Source organism: Paenibacillus sp. FW507-14B1B (assembly GCF_058781425.1).
In genome coordinates, this window is sequence record NZ_JBYSWS010000004.1 from 98,197 (window position 1) to 122,423 (window position 24,227).

Annotated in this window: 16 protein-coding genes; 14 read left to right on the forward strand and 2 right to left on the reverse strand. The window is 43.5% G+C overall.

What is annotated here, in order from left to right; all coding sequences use genetic code 11:
* The first annotated feature begins 23 nt into the window (after positions 1-23).
* The 6 genes from AC3WJJ_RS19225 to AC3WJJ_RS19250 all read left to right on the forward strand — a co-directional run bounded on the left by AC3WJJ_RS19225 (position 24) and on the right by AC3WJJ_RS19250 (position 5,745).
* A complete protein-coding gene (locus AC3WJJ_RS19225; RefSeq protein WP_492543244.1) occupies positions 24-545 on the forward strand; it encodes a cupin domain-containing protein in 522 nt (173 codons plus the stop codon).
* A 191-nt stretch (positions 546-736) separates the two neighbouring features.
* Entirely contained in the window at positions 737-1,456 is a 720-nt protein-coding gene (locus AC3WJJ_RS19230; protein WP_492543246.1) for a cytochrome c biogenesis CcdA family protein, read from the forward strand.
* 15 nt (positions 1,457-1,471) lie between these two features.
* Entirely contained in the window at positions 1,472-1,996 is a 525-nt protein-coding gene (locus AC3WJJ_RS19235; RefSeq protein WP_492543248.1) for a redoxin family protein, read from the forward strand.
* Between the two features lie 42 nt (positions 1,997-2,038).
* Entirely contained in the window at positions 2,039-3,133 is a 1,095-nt protein-coding gene (msrAB, locus tag AC3WJJ_RS19240) for a bifunctional peptide-methionine (S)-S-oxide reductase MsrA/peptide-methionine (R)-S-oxide reductase MsrB (RefSeq protein WP_422658884.1), read from the forward strand.
* Positions 3,134-3,238: 105 nt separating this feature from the next.
* Positions 3,239-4,012, forward strand: coding sequence for a response regulator transcription factor (locus AC3WJJ_RS19245; RefSeq protein WP_422658883.1), 774 nt, complete (start codon positions 3,239-3,241; stop codon positions 4,010-4,012).
* A gap of 17 nt (positions 4,013-4,029) precedes the next feature.
* Positions 4,030-5,745 (forward strand): sensor histidine kinase, encoded by a 1,716-nt coding sequence (locus AC3WJJ_RS19250; protein ID WP_492543251.1) that lies wholly within the window; start codon positions 4,030-4,032, stop codon positions 5,743-5,745.
* A 63-nt stretch (positions 5,746-5,808) separates the two neighbouring features.
* Here the strand turns inward: AC3WJJ_RS19250 and bsh are convergent, their stop codons facing one another.
* Positions 5,809-6,798, reverse strand: coding sequence for a choloylglycine hydrolase (gene bsh / locus AC3WJJ_RS19255; protein WP_492543253.1), 990 nt, complete (start codon positions 6,796-6,798; stop codon positions 5,809-5,811).
* 288 nt (positions 6,799-7,086) lie between these two features.
* Between bsh and AC3WJJ_RS19260 the strand changes: the two genes are divergently transcribed.
* From AC3WJJ_RS19260 to AC3WJJ_RS19285, 6 genes are all read left to right on the forward strand, one after another.
* Positions 7,087-8,808 (forward strand): methyl-accepting chemotaxis protein, encoded by a 1,722-nt coding sequence (locus AC3WJJ_RS19260; protein WP_492543255.1) that lies wholly within the window; start codon positions 7,087-7,089, stop codon positions 8,806-8,808.
* A 432-nt stretch (positions 8,809-9,240) separates the two neighbouring features.
* Positions 9,241-10,746: a malate:quinone oxidoreductase gene (locus AC3WJJ_RS19265; RefSeq protein ID WP_492543257.1), complete on the forward strand. Its 1,506-nt coding sequence runs from the start codon at positions 9,241-9,243 to the stop codon at positions 10,744-10,746.
* Between the two features lie 200 nt (positions 10,747-10,946).
* The gene (locus AC3WJJ_RS19270; protein WP_492543259.1) at positions 10,947-11,687 is read left to right on the forward strand and encodes an SMI1/KNR4 family protein; all 741 of its coding nucleotides are present in this window, start codon (positions 10,947-10,949) and stop codon (positions 11,685-11,687) included.
* An 18-nt stretch (positions 11,688-11,705) separates the two neighbouring features.
* Positions 11,706-12,785, forward strand: a complete 1,080-nt coding sequence (locus AC3WJJ_RS19275) for an ankyrin repeat domain-containing protein (protein ID WP_492543261.1) — start codon at positions 11,706-11,708, stop codon at positions 12,783-12,785.
* A 277-nt stretch (positions 12,786-13,062) separates the two neighbouring features.
* Positions 13,063-15,174 (forward strand): cytoplasmic protein, encoded by a 2,112-nt coding sequence (locus tag AC3WJJ_RS19280; protein ID WP_492543263.1) that lies wholly within the window; start codon positions 13,063-13,065, stop codon positions 15,172-15,174.
* Positions 15,175-15,196: 22 nt separating this feature from the next.
* On the forward strand, positions 15,197-15,520 hold the full coding sequence (locus AC3WJJ_RS19285) for an MGMT family protein (RefSeq protein ID WP_492543265.1): 324 nt from the start codon (positions 15,197-15,199) through the stop codon (positions 15,518-15,520).
* A 51-nt stretch (positions 15,521-15,571) separates the two neighbouring features.
* On the opposite strand, the gene AC3WJJ_RS19290 is transcribed toward AC3WJJ_RS19285, so the two are convergent.
* Complete coding sequence (locus AC3WJJ_RS19290; protein WP_492543267.1) at positions 15,572-18,727, reverse strand: beta-N-acetylglucosaminidase domain-containing protein; 3,156 nt, start codon at positions 18,725-18,727, stop codon at positions 15,572-15,574.
* A 399-nt stretch (positions 18,728-19,126) separates the two neighbouring features.
* Between AC3WJJ_RS19290 and AC3WJJ_RS19295 the strand changes: the two genes are divergently transcribed.
* The gene (locus tag AC3WJJ_RS19295) at positions 19,127-22,972 is read left to right on the forward strand and encodes an endo-beta-N-acetylglucosaminidase (protein ID WP_492543269.1); all 3,846 of its coding nucleotides are present in this window, start codon (positions 19,127-19,129) and stop codon (positions 22,970-22,972) included.
* Between the two features lie 203 nt (positions 22,973-23,175).
* The gene (locus AC3WJJ_RS19300) at positions 23,176-24,111 is read left to right on the forward strand and encodes an SMI1/KNR4 family protein (RefSeq protein WP_492543271.1); all 936 of its coding nucleotides are present in this window, start codon (positions 23,176-23,178) and stop codon (positions 24,109-24,111) included.
* Positions 24,112-24,227 lie beyond the last annotated feature (116 nt).

The following is a 24,227-nucleotide window of genomic DNA, read 5'->3' on the forward strand; positions in this document are numbered from 1 at the left end:
GACACACTTGGAGGTATGCACCGATGAACAAGCATAATGCAGAGTACTACGTATCTAAACTTGGACTTCTTCCTCATCCAGAGGGTGGGTATTACAAGAGAACGTTTGAGTCTGATGAAAGAACATCAGATCAAGAATTATCGGTCCAATTCGAAGGCACAAGAAAGCTGTACACAAGCATCTACTTTCTACTAGGCTCCAATGACATCTCTCATTTGCATCGTTTGAAATCGGACGAGCTATGGTATTATCACGCGGGAAGTCCCTTATCAGTTCATGTAATCGATGAAGAAGGTGTTTATACAGAGTATAAACTAGGAATCGACTTGGAGAATGGCGAGGTTCCTCAAGTGCTCGTTCCGAAAAACTCCATTTTTGGCTCATCCGTTAAAGAGGAAGATACCTTCTCTCTGGTAGGGTGTATGGTTTCACCTGGTTTTGAATTTCAGGATTTTGAATTGTTTACGCAAGAAGAATTGTTAGCTAAGTATCCTCAACATAAGGATATTATCATGAAGCTGGCTTATGATTTAATCCCAGTATAGAACAATAAATAGAAGCACCTTCCGCTGAATGACAGGCAGCTATGCCTAGTCATTTCCGTGCGAAGGTGTTTTTTCTATTTGTAACAACAAAACACAAGATCATTTCAAAGATTTACGAAAACTCATTCTATGTTGCGTCATGTTCAAAACGCGTATGATACAGATATAAACGCCAAAGGAGGTGCCATTGAATGGTCACGGAACAGCTATTACTTAGTTCGGTATTCCTTGCAGGTGTGCTATCATTTTTCTCACCTTGTATCCTGCCGTTACTGCCTGTATATATATCGATATTATCAACCAATGAGCAGGCTTCATCTGTAAGCCCTCAGCGCACCACAGCGAAGCGGTCATTGAATGTTCATCTCATCATAAAAACGATTATTTTTGTAACAGGTTTATCCACGAGTTTTGTACTCCTTGGATTCGGCGCTGGATTTCTAGGTTCTGTGATCAATGCGAGCTGGTTCATCATGGCCTGCGGTGTCGTGGTTATCTTCCTTGGACTCTACCAAGTTGGTTTGTTCAACATTCCTTTTTTAAATCGTGAGAAAAAAGTACAGATGAGCCGTAGCAGCAAGCGCGATTTACTCGGCACATACTTGCTTGGATTTACCTTTAGCATCGGCTGGACACCTTGTATTGGGCCGATTCTAGGTGCGGTATTAGGTTTATCCGCAAGTGAGGGTCAAGCATCCTATGGGGCGTTTTTGATGTTCATTTATGCACTGGGTTTACTTATTCCATTCTTAGGTATGGCACTCTTCTCAGATATTCTGTTACGAAAGACGAAGAAACTACAACAATACATGGGAAGATTAAAGGTGGCTGGTGGTGTCATCATTATTATTATGGGGATATTTCTAATGACGAATAATCTGAACTGGTTCACTACGCTAATTCCACAGTAAGAAGGAGAGAGAAGTATGAGAAGGATTATGCTTATTGCGATCGCACTGTTTAGTGTCATGGCACTGGCAGCCTGTTCATCAGGTAATTCGGCATCACAAGACAAGGGGACCGCAAGTCAACAAAGCGCACCGAATTTCACGCTGACGGATTTGAATGGTAAAACACATAGCTTAAAGGATTATGCCGGGCAAAAAGTATATGTGAAGTTCTGGGCCTCATGGTGTTCCATCTGCTTAGCTGGTCTAGAGGAAGTGAATACACTTGCTAAAGAAGAACAGGACTTTGTCGTTCTATCAGTCGTTGCCCCCGGTTATAAGAATGAAAAAGATACAGCCGCTTTTAAAAAGTGGTTTAGCGGTGTGGAAGAAGCGCCAGATTTAACAGTATTGCTAGATGAAGGAGGCAAAGTTGCGGAGCAGTTTCAGGTCAGAGGGTATCCGACTTCGGCGTATATCGATTCTAGCGGTAAACTCATTCAGACGCTTCCGGGTCATGTTGGGAATGAGCAAATCATAGAAAAATTTAAAACCATTCAGTAAAGAAAGGCTGTGGCTTTTGTGAAAAAGGTAGGATGGTTTGTCATGCTAACGCTAGTTATCGTGCTTGCAGGTTGTGGAATGGTCAAAGCCACGAATAGCTCGAATGGCTCAGCCGAAACGGCCAAGGCAGATTCTAAATATCCGGATAATCCGAACGAAGGATTAACATTTGATGAGGATAATCTACAAGAAATATGGCTGGCTGGTGGTTGTTTTTGGGGTGTAGAGGCATATATGTCACGAGTATATGGTGTCTATGATGTAACATCGGGTTATGCAAATGGCAACACGGAGAACCCAACCTATGAACAAGTAGTGCGTGAGAATACGGGACATGCCGAGACCGTACATGTGAAGTATGATCCCGATCGAGTGGATTTGGAGAAACTGCTGACCTATTATTTTAAAATTATTGACCCCACGCTGCTGAATCAGCAAGGAAATGACCGTGGTAAGCAATACCGCACTGGCATTTATTATACGAACGAAGCCGATCGAGCAATTATTGACCGAGTAATAGCCAAAGAACAAGAGCGCTACGACGATCCGATTGTTACCGAAGTGGAGCCGTTAAAGAATTTCACGCTTGCAGAAGAGTACCACCAAGATTACTTGGAGAAGAATCCAAATGGATATTGTCACGTAGAATTCGACTCATTGGAGAATCAAGAGATACCCTCGCTTATAGATCCGGCGCTTTACCCTAAACCGAGTGATGAAGAAATTAAAGCGAAATTAACGAAAGAACAGTATGAAGTTACACAAGGTAAAGGAACAGAACGGGCATATTCCAATGAATACTGGGATAATTATGAGCCAGGCATTTATGTGGATGTCGTCACAGGCGAGCCGTTATTCTCCTCTGCTGATAAGTATGATTCCATGTGTGGCTGGCCAAGTTTCACAAAACCAATTGATCCAGCCGTTGTGCTTGAATATGAAGATACAAGTTATAATATGGTTCGTACAGAAGTAAGAAGCCGCGTGGGAGATAGCCACTTAGGTCATGTATTTAATGATGGTCCAGTGGATCGGGGAGGCTTGCGTTACTGCATCAATAGCGCTGCAATTACTTTTATACCTCAAGCGGATATGGAAGCAGCCGGATATGGATATCTGGTGCATCTTACAAAGTAAGTACATTTGTGTACAATAGATCTAAGTAACCTTAGAAAGGTGGTGTGAGCCATCTTTCTTTGTGCTTACATGGGTGAAATGATGAGAAGAGGAGAATCTAGGGCCATGTACAAGCTATTATTAGTGGATGATGAAGCTATTATTATCCGAGGGATTCGCTCATTTGTTGATTTCGATGCGTTGTCGATCTCCGAAGTATTTGAAGCTTCAAATGGGGAGTCCGCGCTAGATATTTTCAAAGCACATGAGCCTGATTTGATTTTAGCCGATATTAATATGCCCAAAATGAACGGTCTTGATTTTGCCAGTGCCGTAAAAGCCTTGAAGCCAAGTGTGAAAATTGCTCTGATCACAGGTTACGATTATTTCGATTACGCAGTCACTGCATTAAAAGCGGGAGTTGACGACTATGTCTTAAAGCCCGTTTCCAAAAAAGACGTTCAACAAACATTACAAAAACTGATTGCCAAAAGGCAACAGGCAGATAATGATATCGAGGTATCACGCATCGTTCAAGATCTAAAAAAGAATAGCGATACGATCGATGACACGGGCTATAAAGCAAAAATTATGCAAGAGATTGAAGACAACATTGCGAATGTTGAATTCTCATTATCATATTTAGCCAAGCAGCTAGCGCTAAGCACGTCCTATCTAAGCAGCTTGTTTAAACGTCTGTATGGTCAAACTTTTCAAGAATATATGATCACAATCCGGTTAGAGCGTGCCAAAATTTTGCTGCTAAGTACGCATATGAAGATTTATGAGATCGCTGCGGCTGTTGGTTTCGAAGATCCCAATTATCTGAGTGCTTCCTTCAAGCGAAAGTTCATGCTATCGCCTAATCAATTCCGCGAAAAAGCGAGAGAGCAAGGATGAGTAAATCTCGATTCCACATGCTGAAAAAATTACGTGTTCAAATTGCCCTTCACTATGTTGTCGCGAGTGTTCTGACACTGCTCGTTATTGGAATGATCTTATATCAGAGCATCACATCCATTGTTCAAAAAGAAGCCACAACGAATACCGAAAATGCAGTAGAGCAAAGCGGAATGTACATTGACCTCTATATTGATCGGCTTAAAGCCGTCTCACGAATGCTTGCAGAGGACCCGCAACTGGTCGGTTATCTTTCGGATAAGGAACGCGATTCGCAAGTGAAAGATAAGATTCTCTCAACCATTAATACGACCATGGCTACCGATTCCTTCATGGAGTCGATTGTCATTGTGAGTAAAGATGGACAGATTATATCCAATGAGACAGGTCTCTCGATGAGCATGTCCGGTAATATGATGAAGGAAGCATGGTATGTATCTGCCATTCATAGTGGCAATATGCCCGTGCTGACCTCCGCCCGTATGCAAGGCTTTAGCATGGATAAAGACAATTGGGTCATTTCACTTAGTCGTGAGATAAAGAATGAGCAGGGGAGAAATATTGGCGTTCTTCTGATTGATGTTCAATACAAAGTGATAGAGGATTATTTGGCGAATCTAGATCTCGGTCATACGGGGTTCTCATTTATACTAAATGCAAAAGGCGAGGTTGTGTATCACGAAGACCCGGCTTATTTTCAAAATGAGACGAAGCAGCAAGCTTTACAGACAATCGCCCGTGATCCTGCTGCATATGATGCCCATGAGCGTACATTAACACATACGTATTCTATGAAAAATGCCGATTGGATCTATGTGGGTGTCTCGTCACAGGATGAGCTTGCTGCGATCAAAAACAAGCTCTTTCATATATTTATTCTGGTTGGATTGGGATTTCTGGTCATTGCGACCGCAAGTGTCGTTATCTTTACCGGACGGATTACAACACCTTTTCGGAAATTAGAGATGGCTATGCAAGAAATTGAGCAGGGGCTCGTAGAAATACCGGTTGACCATCGAGGTTGTTATGAAGCCCAGAGTCTATCAAGGCATTTTAACAGTATGATTCTGAAAATCAAGAAATTGATGCAAGAAATTACGGATAAGGAAAAGGATTTACGACGCTCGGAAATCAGTACACTTCATAGTCAGATTAATCCGCACTTCTTGTACAATACACTCGATACCATTGTATGGATGGCCGAGTTTAATGATAGTGAAAAGGTAATTGAGATTACGAAAGCATTAGCCCAGTTCTTCCGTCTCTCTCTTAGTGGTGGGAATGAGCTCACAACAGTAGAAAACGAACTGGACCATGTAAGGCAGTATCTGTTTATTCAAAAGGAGCGTTATGGCGAACAACTTACCTACACCATAGACTACGACCCTTCCTTATTGCAGATGAAGATGCCTAAGATTCTTCTGCAGCCAATTGTGGAGAATGCGTTATATCACGGGATCCGTGGTTTAGAACGGCAAGGCGTAATTGAGATTCGTGCTGAGGCAAGAGAACAGGACATCGTGTTCACCATTCAAGATAACGGTGAGGGATTTGATGTTAACACCTTGCAGCAGAACACTTCTAGTAGAACGACAAAGCTTGGCGGTGTCGGGATCAAGAATGTGGATGAACGAATTAAACTATATTATGGTTCTGCCTATGGTGTAACGATTCAGTCCGATAGCATCTATGGCACGATGGTTCAGATTATCCTCTCGCAAACCTTGGAATAGAAGGTGACACCTTCAAGATGGAATCCTTATCATACGATAGGGTTCTACCTGAAGGTGTTTTTATTAATTTTGGAAGTGAATCGATTGATTATCTAGGTATTCAAACACTTTGATCTCATGACCATTTAAATCCTCATGAAACATGTTAATCGCATTGATCTGACTATTGTTGTACGTTGTGTAGTAATACTCGCCGCTTTCCAGACACATGCAAGACGAATACACGGTAATGAATGGCTTGTACTCTTGGGTTAGAACGGAGCCACTTATAGGGGCAACGTTGTTGAGGATATGAAAAAATTCTGAAATTGTAGATTCTTTCGTATGAAGAAATGCGGCATGACTCTTAAGAAAAGCAGATCGAACAAACCGGGATGAAGGGTAAAAGTCACCGGGTATTCCCTTTAGCCCCAGCCCATTACCGATCGGTTCTAATGGCTGCCTGTTCCAAGTCGTATGATCCGGTTGCGCAGGGGATAGCGCCACATATTGATTCAAATTCATAAGATGCCAATCAAATGAAGGTTGGTTCGTTAACACGCCAACTTTATTATCATATACAGCAAATCGATCAGCCGTGATTTCAATAACAATGGAATCATCATTTGAATCATGAACCATCCAGTGAAGGGTTGGAACAGGAAGATTCGGAGCGAAGGGCTTATTGACCAGATTCACATTCTCTATAGCAGATTTAACCTCAGAAACAGATTCAAAGTTGGATAAGATCCAAAGCATGACATCGTAGGGGCCTAAGTTTACTTTTCCAGATATACACTGATCCTCATAATGGGCAAAGCCAAGGAAGTTAAGCCCTGTACAAGCTAATCCCTTCTCATTCATGCCGTCTGCGAGTAGTGGATGGTTATCCTTTTTCATCCCCATACCTATTAATGCATATTTCGTTTGGTTAGACTCCCCACTCACTTTATTAGCCCAGTTGAAGTTTCTTGGAACAACCATGACGGATTGATTGAATTCATATTCGATATCCATATTCCTGCCGAAAAAATGAAAACCGTCTTTACTTGTTAGTGTTAATGCAGTGCACATATGTATACATCCTTTGTCTCAAGTGTTTGATTTCTTAGTTTGATTCCCAGAGGATAAACCTATTCAGAGACTTGAAAATAGATAAATTAAGTTAGAATTATTTAAACGGTTTTCCCTGCTGATGAACCCTATATTATAGACCTAGATATTGGGTTAATTGCTAAATATAAAGCGTGAGAACACCGATATAAGAATTAGAGGAGTAACGCTTACATAGTATAGAACATCCACTATATTCGGTTTAGGTACTCGTCTATGAAAGTATCAAACCGTCAGAGGAGAACGACATTGAAACGTTTATTTGATTGGAGCTCAACCTTGTCCATTCGCACCCGTCTTTTTGTTCTAACCATGATCATTTTAGTCGGGTCCTATGTAGTTTTGGGTTATCAGCAAGGTGTGAAGATGACAGCGGTTATTGAAGGGGAAGCATTACAGAAGGCACAGTCTGACTTGTTAACCGGCATGGAGATTATAGATACGAAATATCCTGGCGCTTGGCAAGTAAAAGAGAATAAATTATTCAAGGGCGAGACGCTTATTAATAATAATTATGAGATTGTTGATGCCATAGGTCGATTGACGAATGGGGATACGGCGACTTTATTTCTAGGTGATACACGGGTAACTACGAATGTTATTGTAGATGGTAAACGTGTTATGGGAACGAAAGCGTCAGATGAAGTAGCTCAGAAGGTTCTACACGAAGGACAGGTTTACCTAGGTCAAGCCAATGTCGTTGGGTACACGTATCAGGCAGCCTATATGCCTATCAAAGATTCCAGTGGAAAGATTATTGGTATGTGGTATGTAGGGGCACCCGATGCAGATGAACGCATCCAGCAGTTAAAGATGGATATGATGGTAAGAATCGTGATTGAAGGATCGACTATTCTACTTATCGCATTCTTGCTATTTTATGTTCTTACTCGTCCTATGATTCAGCGGATTCAAACTTCGGCTCAAAGGCTTCAAGTTGTAGCGAGCGGTGATCTTACAATAGAAGACATAGAGATAAAGAGTAAAGATGAAACAGGGATGCTGATGCGGGCGATCAGTCAAATGTCCAAGGATTTAAGTATCGTTATCAAGCAGGTTAAAGAAGCCTCATTACTGGTTGCATCTTCTTCGCAGCAGCTATCTGCAAGTACAGAACAAACGAGTGAAGCGAGTAGACTGATTAATCTGGCTGTTCATGAAGTTGCAGTCGGAGCGGAAGAACAATTGTCCAGTATTACACATTCAACAGAGGCTGTACTTGAAATATCGAGAGGGATGGATCAAGCTGCTTCAGCTATACAGAGTATGGCGGATTCCTCAGCAGAGGCGAACGGTAGAGCCAAGCTCGGGACCGAGGTTGTATCGCAGAGCATTCAGCAGATGAATCTTATTCAACAAACCGTTGAAGAAGCTTCGAACGTGATTCACGCGTTAGAAGGTAAATCGAAGGAGATTGATGAGATTACCGTTGCCATTACAGACATTGCGAATCAGACACATTTACTCGCTCTCAACGCTTCTATAGAAGCAGCACATGCAGGTGAACATGGTCAAGGATTTGCAGTAGTAGCCTCGGAAGTGAGGAAACTCGCGGATCAGTCAGGACAGTCGGCAGAGAAAATTGGTGGACTCATTCAACAGATTCAAGCTGACGCGAATAGAGCAGTACTTGCAATGAGCCAAGGAACAAAAGTGGTTCAGCAAGGGCTTGATCAAGTACAGCAATCGGGAATCGCTTTCCATGATATTGCCAATACCGTGGGTGAGATTTCATCACAATCTCAAGAGGTTTCAGCTATCGTAGAACAAGTGCATGCCAATTCACACGAAACGGTGAGTATGATGGAGCGGATGACTGAGATCATACAGGAATCCTCGAACAATACGCAAAGTGTGGCGGCTTCGCTTGAAGAGCAGGAAGCTTCCAGTGAGGAAATATCGGCAGCAGTTGCTCATTTAAGCGTGATGGCTGATGAACTGCAGCTGTTAATTCAGAAATTTAAGGTATAAGGTATTAGAGAAAATGCGAAGACCCTACCGAATAAAGGTAGGGTCTTTTACTACTTATCACCATTACCATACAGTAATAATGCGGTGAATATGAATGACAGTAGTACAACGAGAAAAGTTAAACACCATTATACATAAATAACCAAGTCCAGATGACACCTCTGAGGCTGATTTTAAATATGGTAAATAATATGAGGTTAAAACCATCTTTCCCATGTAATCCTCTTGTTTAGGGGCTGATTTCACGCTTGTTAACGGCACCAATATGGAATTGCTAAAAATTTAACGGCTTTTAAATAGGATATAACTATCATATAATAGTAAATATCTTCATGTATTTCATCCAGAAAAGGTGTACGAGGTAGCTGTGTAACCTAAGCAGGAGAAGAGCTACATCTTTTCTCAAAATATTAACGTGTAAGGACGGTAAAAATGAGTAGCAAACAAACCGAAACAGACGTTATCTTGATTGGTGCCGGTATTATGAGTGCAACATTGGGAACACTGCTGAAAGAATTAGCACCGGACTGGAAAATTACAGTGTTTGAGAAGTTGGCAAGCGCAGGAGAAGAAAGCTCGAACGAATGGAATAATGCGGGTACGGGGCATGCTGCTCTGTGTGAGCTTAATTACACGGCAGAACGACCGGACGGAACCGTAGATATTAGCAAGGCCATTAAGGTGAATGAACAGTTCCAAGATTCAATGCAGTTCTGGTCTTATCTTGTAAATCGTAAGCTTATTCGTAAACCGCAAGACTTTATCATGCCATTGTCTCATATGAGTTTAGTACATGGAGAGAAAGATGTAGCATTTTTGAAAAGACGGTTTGACGCGATGTCCCAAAATCCTCTGTTTCAAGGCATGGAGTTTTCCGACGATCCGAGCAAACTGAAGGAATGGATTCCGCTCATTATGAATGAACGGACATCGAGTGAACCGATCGCAGCAACAAAAATAGACACAGGAACAGACGTTAACTTTGGTGCTTTAACACGAATATTATTCGAGCACTTAAAGAAGAAAAAGGTCGACATCCGTTACAAGCACAGTGTTGAAGATATGAAGCGTACCAGCAATGGTTCGTGGGAACTGAAAGTACGAAATGAAAGCGGTAATATTGAACGCCATACCGCTAAATTCGTCTTTATCGGTGGAGGAGGAGGAAGCCTCCCTCTACTTCAGAAATCGGGTATTCCTGAAGGAAAGCATATTGGGGGATTCCCAATCAGTGGGTTGTTTATGTCATGTAACAATCCAGAAGTTATCGCGCAGCATCACGCCAAAGTATATGGCAAAGCTAAGGTTGGAGCACCTCCAATGTCTGTACCGCATTTGGATACAAGATTTATTGATAATAAGAAATCATTACTCTTCGGGCCGTTTGCAGGTTTCTCACCGAAGTTCTTGAAGACGGGTTCGATGTTTGACCTTATTGGCTCCGTTAAGCCGAACAATGTGTTCACCATGCTCGCGGCGGGTGCAAAGAACCTTTCTTTAACCAAATACCTTATTCAACAGGTGCTGTTGTCCAAGGAAAAGCGGATGGAAGAGCTACGTGAGTTCATTCCGAACGCTAAGAGTGAGGATTGGGATTTAGTCGTGGCTGGACAGCGTGTGCAGGTAATTAAGGACACGACCACGGGTGGCAAGGGTACGCTTCAATTCGGTACAGAAGTGGTCAGTGCTTCTGACGGCTCGATTGCAGCATTGCTTGGTGCTTCACCAGGAGCTTCTACTGCCGTTTCGGTTATGGTTGAGGTTATCCAGAAGTGTTTCCCACAACATTTAAAGTCATGGGAGCCTAAGATAAAAGAGATGATACCGTCTTACGGCATATCTCTCGTGGATGATCCAGAGTTGATTCGAGAAATTCATACTTCAACGACGAAGGCTCTTGGTCTAAATGGAAAATTACCATTACAGATTGCACGCTAAATACGTGCTAGACAAATAAGATTTAATATTGGGGCTTTTCCTCTTGGGAAAAGCCCTTTTTGGTATGAAGGAGAAGAAGGCAGTATGCTGATCCAGTTTGAAACCAAAGCCTCAGTAATGATTATACAAATTGTGGTAAAATAACATGTGTTTATTTAATAGAGAAGAGAACGATTACACATAAAGGGGCGCTGAATTATATGTATCTTGTATCTCAGCCAAAGCCGCTATCAGATCATCAGAACCAATTACTAGAACGCGAATATATTATTTCTTTTCCGTCAGGTTATGTCCAGTTTTTGCGCCGATTCGGCGAAGGGACCTACAGCGGGTGGATGAATGTCCATCTCCCAGATTCCGAGGTGCTTAAGCCTTTTGTGGAGTACGAGTTGTGGGAGCACGATGAGGATAGCCCAATTACAGCGCAGCAGATTGGAGAATGTATAGCAGTAGGCACCACCGTGGACGGGGATTTTCTGGCGGTGCATCCTGAGGTGGAGCAACTACTCTGGTTGCCTCGCCACTCCGACCATATAATGGCGCTAACGTTACAGATGCAGCAGCTGGATGACGACATGGGTTATGCCACTGTTTTGAATGATATATACCGACAGTCGTATGGATGCCTCCAAGAAACACCTATGTATTATGAGCCATGGTCAGGATCTCGGAGTAACCTCTTTTTACGTTTGCCACATGGGAAGAATGGGTTATCACTACCAGTTCTGGCTAACATGTGTCAGGAGGAATTCACACCGGATTTATCTATAGATACAGAGTATACTTGCTACCTGTTCTATCAGAGCCTAGGCGGATATGTAAGGTTTAATTATGCCAATCAGCAAGAGGTGGCTATTATGTATGAGCAGGAAGGACAAGAAGTGTTTGATGTTATGAAGAAGTGGCTCTTGATGAAGGGCTGTGAAAGGTACAGTACATAGAGTAGGAGTGTATACAGGATGATTAATCTGAAAGATATCGGAAAGTTCGAGACGCTACCAGAAATCGGGATGCATATCTACAAAAACAATATTTCAGAGTTACAGGCTGCAATTGAAGCTGGATGGGATATAGAAGAGAGAATCACGCTAAGTGAGCATATAAGTTTAAGTCCACTCGATTTGGCGCTCATATGTCAGAAATTCGATGTGATTAGGTTGCTTGTGGAGCAAGGCGTTAACTTGAATGTTCCTCAGAATCCGTCATTCTTAAGAGCAGTACGCTACTGTAATGACAAGATCATTCGATACATTGTAGATCACGGCGCCAGAATGGATATGCACAATCACGTCGGATCAAATGCATACTCCCAAGCCTACTATGGTAACAAGAGCAATATCCCACTCATTCATGAGCTGGGATTAGATATCAAGCTGCATGGCGGTGAGGTATTGCGTCAAGCCGTGTCCAATCATGATATCAAGACCATAACGTATTTACTCGATCATGGAGTAGACATTAATTATAATCAGCCGGACATGGTCTATCCTTACCGAGCGACCCCTCTAACCGTTGCAGCAAGAATGGGAAATCAAGCGATGGTGCAATTTTTAGTTGAACGCGGCGCAGACATCACTCTAGCAGAGAAGGACGGCGAGCGAGCCTATACCATTGCTGTAAGCAATAAGGATAAGGTTATGGCAGACTACTTAAAGTCGCTGGAGCCACCAGCGTTTCATGATATGGAAAACAGAAAATATGAAATGAGAAAATATAAGCTAAATGACGAGCTTGTCCAGCTTCTTTCCGGAGATAAATTACGCCTAGAGCTCTCTGATAATGAATATGACATCAGGTATATCGATTTTTTCACCTTGAGCGATACGATCGAGATGAAGATTGGCCGGCAAAAGCTGCTGCGGTTATCCGCCAATATCGATAATTATTCGGATCTGCTGTTGGTGTGGAACCCGAAGAAGAAGGGTCTGATCGGCTGCTATGACGTGGAGCATGAGACGTATGCCGATCTATGCAGCTTTACACAATTTCTCGAACAGCCAGAAGTGTACCTGATTCAGTTTCTTGAGGGCGAGCTGTAAATGATCTAAACTTAAGTTTTCCAAGATCGTAATACTTTCGCCCTGTTGGCTTCCTCTGAAGTATGGGATGATCAGTGCATCAAAGTTCGTTACACGGACTTGGATCCTTGACCTTCAGGCTATTGTGATCCTTCCTTCTATTTCAATTAAAGTGATTAGGGTCGCAGCTTTCCTGAAGGAGTTCTAATCAGAGAGGAGGCGTCCAGGCTATCGTATTCCTTCCTTCTATCTAAATTGGTGCATGAAATTAGGGATATGGCTTTCCTGGACTCTTTTTATGATGATCAATACGATCTACTTACGAAGAGCGAATAAACTAATAGTTAATGAACAATCTGGGCCAGATCAACTCTCGAAGTCTTTTTTGGCAACAGCGATGAAAAATATCGAAACACTAGGATTTACATTGTCCCATGAATTATTGAAAGCCATGCGCACTTTACCCAAGGATCATTTTGAAGTGTTATACAATCAACTTATTACAAATTTAAAGGTGATGGTGGGCGCGCATGTAAAGTATAAGCCGATGTATCCAGACTTCCCTGTGCAGGTGATGGATGCAGATGAAGCGGAGTTGTATCTAAATGCGATATATCATTATTGTACTTGTGACTTGCCTGCGCATCCGTCGGCAGAGAGACCTCCACTACAAGATAAGGTCAAACTGAAAGTGATTAATCTTGGAAGTGTCGCGGAGTTTCACACCATGATACGCCAACTTATAGAAGCTAAGGTATCGATCTCACAGACCGATAAAGAGGATATTGATGCGGTGATCGAATGGGTGAACCCAGACGATCTGGATGATATTCTTCCATCGGAAATTCCATTCAAGGAGAATGTGGGGTTCGTAGTAGCTTCATTATTGAAGCATGATAAGGCAAATTTAAATCGGGTTGGAAGCTACTTCAAGACGGCAACCGATGTACTTCGTCTGGCTGTAGCCTGGTCGGATGGTGATGTCAGTCTGGCTGAGGCCATACGCTTCCGTAAATTTAAGCGGTCCGAGAGACGATTGTTCCTCGGATTGCTAGAGCAGTGCCATCCGATTACGGAGGATATGTTGAGATATAAGGATCGTTGGATTCGATTAGGCGAAATACTACATCCTTCAGAGTATAAGCATCGCTTTAAGCGCTGTGAGGAAGCTTTTGATATTTTGCGCAATAACAAACCCTTTGCGACCTACAATGGGAGTGTGGAACTGGCATTCCAATATGATCAGGTCTGGACCTTAATTGATTTATTGATGAAGCGTCCGGGTGAATATGCAAGAAGATTGGATCAGTTATTGCGATCAACTGAGCATACGGAGTACGTCGTGCTTGCATTCGGTGAAGTGGCTAATCAAGTATCCACACCCGTGTTATTGCAAGTGAAGAATCATTTTGCCCGCCGTCAAAAGTCTAGCAAGCCTGAGGATTTGCGCGTCTTTTTCCCGAAAGGAAATGTTGCCAAAGCCTTTGCTATCCCTAATACACTTCCTGAGATTCAGGAGGCAGCATGTCAGGACATCGTGCAATTATGCGAGCAGGTGCTTATCAAGCGGTTCTCTGAGCTTCCGCCTCTGGGTAAGGTTTATATGGATGAACATTTGAAGGACTATCATGTGCCATTCTCGCAAAGATCGGCTAGCAAAGCGCTGCATACGATTGTTCGCGGAAGTCGTGTGCCCATGGCAGAGGGAGACACGATTCGATTCTTCAACTGGTGGAGAGAGGGGGACGTGGATGGCGAGCATACAGGCCGCGTAGATATTGACCTTTCTGCCGTGATGTATGATCAAGATTGGAAGTATGTTGAGCATATTTCTTACACGAACCTGCGATCTTCCCATTACCAAGCCGTCCATAGTGGAGATATCGTGTCCGCGCCACAAGGAGCATGTGAGTTCATCGATCTGCATATTCCATCTATCATCCGTCATGGCGGACGTTATATTGTAACGAGTCTACATTCCTTTACGGATCAGCCGTATTGTAATCTTCCAGAGTGCTTCGTAGGTTGGATGATGCGCAAAAAGCCTGGATCTGGGGAAATATTCGAGCCATCAACGGTAAGTAATAAGATCGATGTCGCCGCTGATTCGCAGATTGCCATTCCTGTCATTCTCGATCTGGTAGAACGTACCGTGATCTGGACAGACCTATCTCTCACGAGACATCCTGATTACTACAATAATGTGGAGGGGAACCAGAAAGGGATGGTCCTGATTGGAAAAGCCATGACGAGTCTACGAAAGCCGGACCTGTACGACTTGTTCATGCTTCATTCCAGGGCAAGAGGTGAGATTGTTGATACAGCCGATCAGGCGGATATGATATTTTCCGTGGAGAATGGAGTTACTCCATTTGATATCGAGCTCATTATGAGTGAATATATAGTATGAATGATCAAGAGGGCGTGATCTAGTGAATCCATTTACTTCAAGAGTAATTGATATTATAAAGAGTATCCCACCCGGCTATGTCATGACATATGGTCAAATCGCTGGAATGGCTGGAAGCCCAAGAGGAGCGAGGCAGGTCGTAAGAATTCTGCATTCCATGAGTAGCACATATGGGCTACCATGGCATCGGGTCGTGAATGCTAAAGGAGAAATTGCAATCAAGGATGATGAATCTCGCTTCAAGCAGACCGTTTATCTAGGTGATGAAGGGGTTATACCCGGTAAAGATGGCTTGATTGATCTTGAGAGATATCGATATGTACCGGTTGATATGAGCGAGCGATGAAAAAAGATAGAAAGAGCTTAGCGCTCTTCCTATCTTTTTTTGCGTTACATGCTACTCAATAATTTTGGATGCTACGGCTGCTAAGTCCATAATATCAATTACATTATCATGGTTCAGATCATATTTCTTCACTTGTTCCCAATCTGGGCTAGATGATGTCTTACCATAATGAGCAGCTACAATGGCAAGATCCCCAATGCTTACCTTTCCATCATTATTGATGTCTTCTGGACGTTTGGTAATCACAGATGCTTTAAACTGCTCAAGGGCTTGCTGCAATGCTTCAATAGCGGAAAGAACCTGCGCTTGAGTTGCATTGGCGTTGTTCATAACTTCTTGAGCAGCATCAATTGCTGACTGAAGCCGTAGCTTCGATCCTGCAGGATACTGACCTGTTTGAGTGCCTTCAACAGCTGCATCATGTACCTTTTTCGCCTCAAGGATCAGGTCATTCAATTGCGATTTATCTGCAACAATTGGATCGATGTGAATAGGGAAGGAAGACAAGGCAATCTGCGTTTCGACGCCTTCATGGTTTGCCACGGTTGCATTTGTGACGGAGAGTACTCCGTCTGTTGGTTCTGCTGTGTTTTTTGCCTTAAAAATAAGCTCAAGTAGCTGTTCGTTACCTGTAATGCCTTGTTCAGCCCCTAGACTTCCTGCGATAAAACGAAGCTTACCCGGTGTTTTGGAATCGGTATTTAGTAGGCTTATACCTTCCAATAATGAATCAGCCGATACAAACTCCATAATTTCCGGATTGTAGTCCATCGAGATGTCCTCTGCAAATACAGAATCTGTGATGTTTCCAACTCCGAGTTGCACCGTGAAGTTTTCCCCTGCCTTGACGGTATCCTCCCCTGTCATCACGACAGTTGGTATCTTTGGAATTGCTGTAGAAGTGACCGTAAATTCTCTGATGATGACCCAATAGGTCTGCGCATCCGTTACCCGAATTCGAACAAATCTGGCTTTTTGATTGTCAACTGGAACACTGACTTCAGCCTTCTCCGAAAGGTCAGCTAGCTTAATCCAGTTGGCTCCATCTACGGAATATTCAAGAACACCCCGACGGATGTAGTCGTTCACACTGCCACTCTTACCCATAAGCACTTGTACATTGGATACGTTCCGAATTTCATTCAGATCAACCCCGGCCACATCTCCTACAGCGGGACTGTTATCGCTCCAGAAATACGTATTCAGGTTGCCATCGAGCATTTTATCAGGCGTATTCGTCTGGTATGTCCCCATCGTTACGATCGGAAACGGAGTTGATGTTCCAACACCAAGCCAAGTATCGTTCTCACGAACTGCACGTGCGAAGAAGTCGTCAAACACTTTATTTGCCTTGGCCTTTGTAATTAATTTGATCTCGGACGTCAGTTTAGATAACTCAGTTCTATGCTGTGCGGATTGTTGTTTACTATTGCGTTTTTGAGATAGTAGCATCTGGGTAGCCTCGACTCCTGCTTTTCCGTACAATTCATACTTCTTCAAATAATGCTCAGTCTCTTTAATGAAGTTGGCATTATTTAAGCTACTGCGCAAGATAGAAGGGGCCTGCTCTAGCTTGGTGAATTCGGAAGTGAGCTGGTTTGCTACATTGGTTAAGCTTCCACCACCAATAAATGTACTCCAGAGGTTATCGATTAAAGGGGATAGGGTCAGTGCTTCCTTAGCATTAAGCGGTGACGAGTAGTTGTTCTCTGCAAAAGTCTTCAGTGCATTCGCGGCATCTCCACCGAATCTCTTAATGCTGAGCGCCCAAGATGTTTCGGGATTAAATGTTTTCGGATTCCACATATAATCAGCAATTGTAAAGAGCGAAATTTTAGATGCCTCTGCCTCATTCATTGGATTGGAAGTTAGGCCAATAATTCCATGATCAGCAAGCCCTGCATCACGGTTGTATAGTGGACCTAAGAAAAGTCGATCCCGTGCGTAGTCATTCACCGGATAGTTATCCCAGACGAGTAGATCGTGCTTATAAATAGCTTTGGCCTTATCGACATCGGATACAGAGATTCCAGCAGGTACTACGGCAGGTCCCGTCCACTGGACGATAATGCTTGGATCAACGAGCGTAGCAAAGCGGTTAATATAAGCGGTTGTTGTAATATTTGAATAATCGGTTGGAACGGTAATCAGACGGTGTGCGCCTGGATGGGTGTCGATAAACTCTTTTTTGAAGCGATTGAGGAGGAATGCTTGTGCCGCAGCTACAGGATTTGTATCGCTGTTGAACGCCGATCTATCCGCGCTACAACGAAGTGTTTTTTCAATGTCGTCGAGGAATAGGGCAAAGGATCTTATGCCAATATCCCACATGGCTTGTGCTTTATCCTTAAGCGCTTGGAAGTCCGCATCGCTTGAGAAGCAGACAGTGTTACCTGGAGAAATTGCGAATGCCAATTCCACATGATTCTGCTGAGCCTTTTGTACAAGTTCAGAGATCTGCGCTAATTTATCCGCAGGGTAAGGAACACGCCATTGTTCCCGGTGGTATGGATCATCTTTGGGCGCATAGATGTACATATTCATCTTCTGTTGTCCATAGAAGTCAAGCTGGCTAAGTCGGTCCTGATGGGACCAAGGATCACCATAAAAGCCCTCTATAGATCCACGCCACTCCATTTTTGGCCAGTCTATGACGGTAACAGCTGGGATGGTATGTGCTGAATCTTTACGTGTAATAATCTGGCGGAGCGACTGTGCTGCATAGAAGGTTCCGGTTGGTGTACTGCCTGAAAGTACAATTTTTTTGTTTCCACTTTGATCTGCTCCAGAAGCCAAGACGTAACCATCCTCTTTCAGATCATCAGGCATGGAAACGCCTAATGCTTGAAGAGCGGAGACTGTAGCTTCGTTTTCTTGTGGCCCACCGACCCATACATTTACTGGCGAATTCGGTGTCTCGGAATCTGTTACACGCTTAATACTCTGCACTCCTGCATCTCGTAAAATGCCTTCAACGGTTTGTATAGCTGCTGAATCGGTCTTACTCCCTGTGACCAGCCCTACCTCCGTTGGTATGCTGAATCCATCGCCCTTCCATTCAACAGACTGTGGAATTGGGGAAATTGGAGGAGCTTCACTCGTTGCTGTGTTTGTTGCTGCCCGGGCTACAGTTGGCGTAAAGATGGGGATGGCCAGTGTAATTGCAAGTGCCATGCTAATCAGTTTAAATGTGTTTTTGCTAGTCATGAATGGGAGCGAAGTCATTTTCATTAACCACATCACCTCTTCTGAAGAATTTGAAAAGCTGCGAGACTTGTTTCTGTTAGTTCCTAAAATTCTGTACGTGAAAGTCTGTGAGTAACATCATATAGACCCGTAGTGGATCTCATACTTATCTGACAAAAGATCTTATAAAAAGCCATGAGTCAACAATACAGTTAACAGTACATATCCCAATTCACATAAATATTGCAATTATATGTAAATTAAATCAGTAAACCATTTATTGCCACGTATAGCATAGTGAATCGTGCATATGAATTTGAAAGCGAATACAAAATTAAGAAGGGAGGCCAGATGTATTACCAATCTCGTATGAATCTCTTAATTTCAAGCAGCACATTATGTAGTACGAGGAGGCCTGTAATGGAGACTAGAAATCATCTTTATGTACGTATTTTGTCTTCGGTTATGTTTCTTTCCCTACTTGCTTTTGTGATAACGCCAGGAGCTTACGCTGCAGTGGACGGAGATGGAACAGATGTCGTCAATGAGAATTATGAAGCTCAGCTCAGCTTACAGCCACTCGCTCCGGCTTTCAGGGTGAAGACACTTCTGGAATGGTCACCTGATGATGATCCGGATGCAGAACTAAACCGCTCAAGTGTCCCTCTGAATAAGAATCGGTTCAAAGGGCATCAGGTGAACCCACTTGCTCATCCAGAGGCTGGCATTACTTCCGCTGCAATTACGACATGGAATCATGATGAGGCAAGCTCTGTCGGTGGCAATGAGTTTAATGTGTATGCTTTTGATAATTGGCAACTGCTTGATTCATATATTTACTGGGCTGGAACGAACGAGGGGATTTTCGCAATACCGACACCGGATATTGTGGACGCGGCCCATCGTAATGGTGTGCCTGTCTATGCAACCGTGGGCTTTCCGTGGGGGCCAGGATCTCCAGCAGCTCTTGCTGAAATCGTAGCCTTTACACAGCAGAATACGGACGGTACATTTCCCGTAGCAGACAAAATGATTGAGGTTGCTGAATACTTTGGCTTTGATGGTTATTTCATGAATCAAGAAACATATGGCGTTAACAAAGCTACTGCTGAACGAATGAATGAAATGATGCGCTATGTTAAGCGGAAATCAGACATTCGTTTCGGCTGGTATGACGCTCAAGATAATAACGGAAACGTGTCACATCAAAATGCGGTTAACAGCAATAACGATATGTATGTAAAGCCAGCGGCAGATGGCAAATATGCGGTGGATGAGTTCTTTATGAACTATAACTGGGGTGTTAATCAGGTTAATACAACGGTTGCTACGATGAAGAGTCATAACCGTGATCCCTTTGATGCTTATGCAGGTTTTGAAATTCAACAAAACTCATACAACACGAGGGTGAATACAGGACCGCTTCTGGATGAGAAGAAACAGCCGAAGGTGTCCATCGCTCTATATACACCGAACTCGACCATGGGTTTAGCGGCTAACCCTGCTGATTTCCATGAGAAAGAGAAATATTTATGGACAGGACCACAAGGTGATCCAACCCTTGCAGATGACTCTGCGAACTGGAAGGGGATGGCACGTTTTATAACCGATTCGTCGGTTATTACCAAGATGCCTTTCATAAGCAACTTTAACAGTGGGCATGGCAAACAGTATTTTGTGGATGGGAAGTTGTCGAGCTCTCAGGAGTGGAATAACCGTTCTGTACAAGATATTATGCCAACATGGCGCTGGTGGGTTCGTAGTGAAGGCAGCCGAATAAATGTATCCTATGACTTTGATCAAGCATACAACGGAGGAAATTCCCTGAAATTCAGCGGTACATTGAGTCCTAATTCTAAGAATGACACAATGCTCTACAGCACCAAGCTCCAGGTTACAGATCAGACGAAGGTTCAAGTGGTCTATCAGAATCCATCAGGTGCCGATGTTTCTTTAGGCGTGGCGTACAGTCAAGATTATGCACCGGATCAGATGAAGCATTATGTATTGCCTGAGGCCGGCCAGGGATGGAAGAAGGCGGTTATTGATCTGGGAGAGGAAGCTGGGCAAACGATTTATGCGCTAAGCCTTAAAATTAGTAACTCGGATAAGCTAGAGAATGCTGCAATTCATTTGGGGCAATTATCGGTGTATCAATCCAAGGCAGCGATCCTATCAGCTCCTAAGGATGTAAAGGTCTCAGAGCAATTGGTGAAGAGCGCACTGAACGCAGAAGCCCGGATCCAATGGTCTGCGCAAAACGATGTAATGCATTATGAAGTCTATCAAAAGAACGCCGATGGGGTTCCAGCACTCATAGGTGTGACACCTAGTCATTATTTCTATACTTCGAATATATCAAGAACAACGGCCAATGCGTCAGCTGATAATATCACTACGCTCGAAATTGTGCCTGTGAACCAGGACTATGTTCGCGGTGATGGGGCGGAGGTTGCTTTTAACTGGGGAATCGATTCAGATGCAAGTGAAGTGGATCATAATCCTCCTTCACCCAATGTCGCGCTCAATGCCAAGATCACAAGTGTCTCATTCGAAAACGCAGCAGAACCTGCCTCGAAAGCATTGGATGGAACAGCTACGGGTAACAGTAAATGGGCAGCAACGAATAAAAGTAATGGTTATATGACAATTGACATTGGCGAGTCCAAAACGATACGCCGCTGGCGGGTAGAGCATGCCGAATACGGCGGAGAAGCAAGCAATATGAACACGATTGATTTTGAACTTTTATACAAGGATGGAACTGGAAACTGGGTGAGTGCGAAGCGAATTAAAGATAATAAAAAAGCAGTAACTGACGTGGTTCTAGATGAACCTATTACTGCCCGGGAATTCAAATTACAAGTGTATAACAGTGGATCATCGCCTTGGGGAGCTATACGTATTTATGAGTGGCAGATGTTCGAAAGTGCTTCACTCCCGAAGACGGAAAATATTATGATGCATTTTGTAACAGCGCTGAACAATGCAGGTCCGAAGGATAGAGTTGTTATTGAAGGAGTCCGAAAAGAGCAAACCGTTCGATTATACAAATCTTTGGATACTAAAGAGGTTCTGGCAGAACAGCTGGCCGAGGAAAATGGAGCGATCACATTTGAAGCTCTAGATTTCGGCCCTGAAGCGGGCAGGATTTATTACACCGTTCAAAGTGATGGTCTAGGGGAGAGCCTCAGGTTTAGTAAAGCTTACCTAGCAGAGCTTGTTGTAGAAGCAGGAGAGGTTATCCCACAATCAGGGATGACGGCGGTCGCTACCAGCTCCGAAGAGGGGCATGAACCAGCCAAAGCGCTCGATGGTGATCCAGTCACAACATGGCACACGACATTAACACCGGCACATTTACCAGAGTCCATTACACTGGACTTAGGTGGAAGCTATGATGTGAACGAATTGAAGTATCTTCCGGGTTCTGAAGCGGGTGATGGAGTGATTACCAAGTACAATATCTACGCTAGTATCGATGGAGTTAACTTTACCAAGGTAGATAGCGGAATATGGGAAGCCGATGGTCAAGAGAAGAACGCTATTTTCCAAAAGACGAAGGCAGCTTATTTACGCCTAGAAGCTGTTCAAGGTGTAGGTGGTGTAGCCTCGGCTGCAGAACTAAATGTGTACCACGTACCGCCTCACAGCGTAGATCTTGCTAAAACTACACTATCTTCTCCAAGTAGTGTTAAGTCAGGTGAGGACTTCACCGTTCAAGTGGGATTGCGTGAGGTGAAAGACAGCATTTATGCGCTCGATATTCTTATGGATTACGACGCCAATCTGTTGGAGTTTGTATCGGCAGAGTCCTTGGAGGAAGGCGTTGGTCTTATTGAGACAGTAAAGGATACAGCTGGTAAGCTTCGATTCATTATGGCGAGCTCAGGCGCATCACATGCAATTGCATCGGATGTCGAGCTGTTAGAGATAACTTTTAAAGCCAAGACGGTGGAGCAATCGGTTAAGGCATTGGTATCTGTGACGAATACCACGATGGGTGATAACACGGGAGCGGAAACGAAGGCGACTCCATTATCGACTGAGGTTGAGATTACGGCAGATATTATAACTCCGGAACCTTCAGGTGATATAAACCATGACGGTAAGGTAAGTATCGGAGATCTTGCGATGATTGCCGCTAACTATGGCAAGACTTCGGATAGTGCGGATTGGGTACAAATCAAGCATATGGACGTAAACAGCGACGGTAAGATTGATATCTTGGATCTAAGTTTCGTGGCTCGTAAAATTTTAGAATAGAAGAGTGTATTTACGGTAAAGGGCACCCCCAGGGTGTCCTTTACCTGCTTAAGTAGGAGCAAAATGTCTGTATTATGAACGAATATAGCTTAGCTGGCGATTTGTCAGGACATCATGTGGAGAGTGCCATGCTGGAAATGGTATAATCTCAAAAAGGCTTAAAGCCAGCATTTTGTTAAATGCTCAAGTAGGAGGCAGGAATAATGCGAGATGATCTGTTAGAACAGCTCGATACGTGGCATGAAGAGGATCAGTTTGATGAGATCGTAGATGCAATTATGGAAATTCCAGCAGAGGACAGAGATTATGTGCTGATTAGTCATTTGGGACGAGCACTGAATAATCTCGAGCGCTACGAAGAGGCCGTTGAACAGTTCTTGACCATTGCGGAAGAGGGTAAAGATGATCCGCTTTGGCATTACCGTATAGGATTGGCCTATTACTATCTGGATCAGTATGACGAAGCGCAGCAAGCATTTGAGGCCGCTGATCAATTAGATCCAGGAGATGAGGATACGTTAGAATTTCTGGAGTGGATTGCAAGCAAGAAGGAAGGGGATGCAGAAGAAGAAGATGAGGAAGAAGCAGAAGAATCACGTGAATCTGCTGAAACCGTAGTAAGTGTGCATCCCATTCATTTTGATACAGACTTTGACTTCACGAACTTCTGGGATGATAGTGAACATGCGTTAGAGCATTATGTTTCGAATCCGCCTTCAGATGAGCTGGTTGCTTCTATAGAGGAAGAGCTGGTGTTTAAACTGCCATCTTTCTATGTAAATATGGCTAAAGAGCATAACGGCGGGGTGCCTCACAACAGATGTTTCCCTACAACCAATGCAGTTGAAGGGGCGACGCACATTACGATTTCTGGTATTCATGCTATTGGGCGAGAGAAGCGTCATTCGCTCTGTGGTAAAGAAGGAAGTCGACATGTCATTGAGAATGGTGGGTATCCTGAGATCGGGGTAGTCATCTGTGATTGTCCATCCGAGTCTGCGGTGGTAATGCTTGATTACCGTGAATCTGGAAATGATAGTGAACCCGAAGTGGTTTATGTAGATCAAGCCAATGGTTATACCATTACCAAGCTGGCCCCGAGTTTTGAAGCATTTATTCGTGGACTGGTAAGAGAGTAGCATTTCAATTGATAATACCGTGATCTTAAGAAAGGCATCCGCTTTTGTAGCGAATGCCTTTCTTTTTTTTGGGGGGAGCGAATGGTCTAACAACATAGACAATACTACGATTTCTA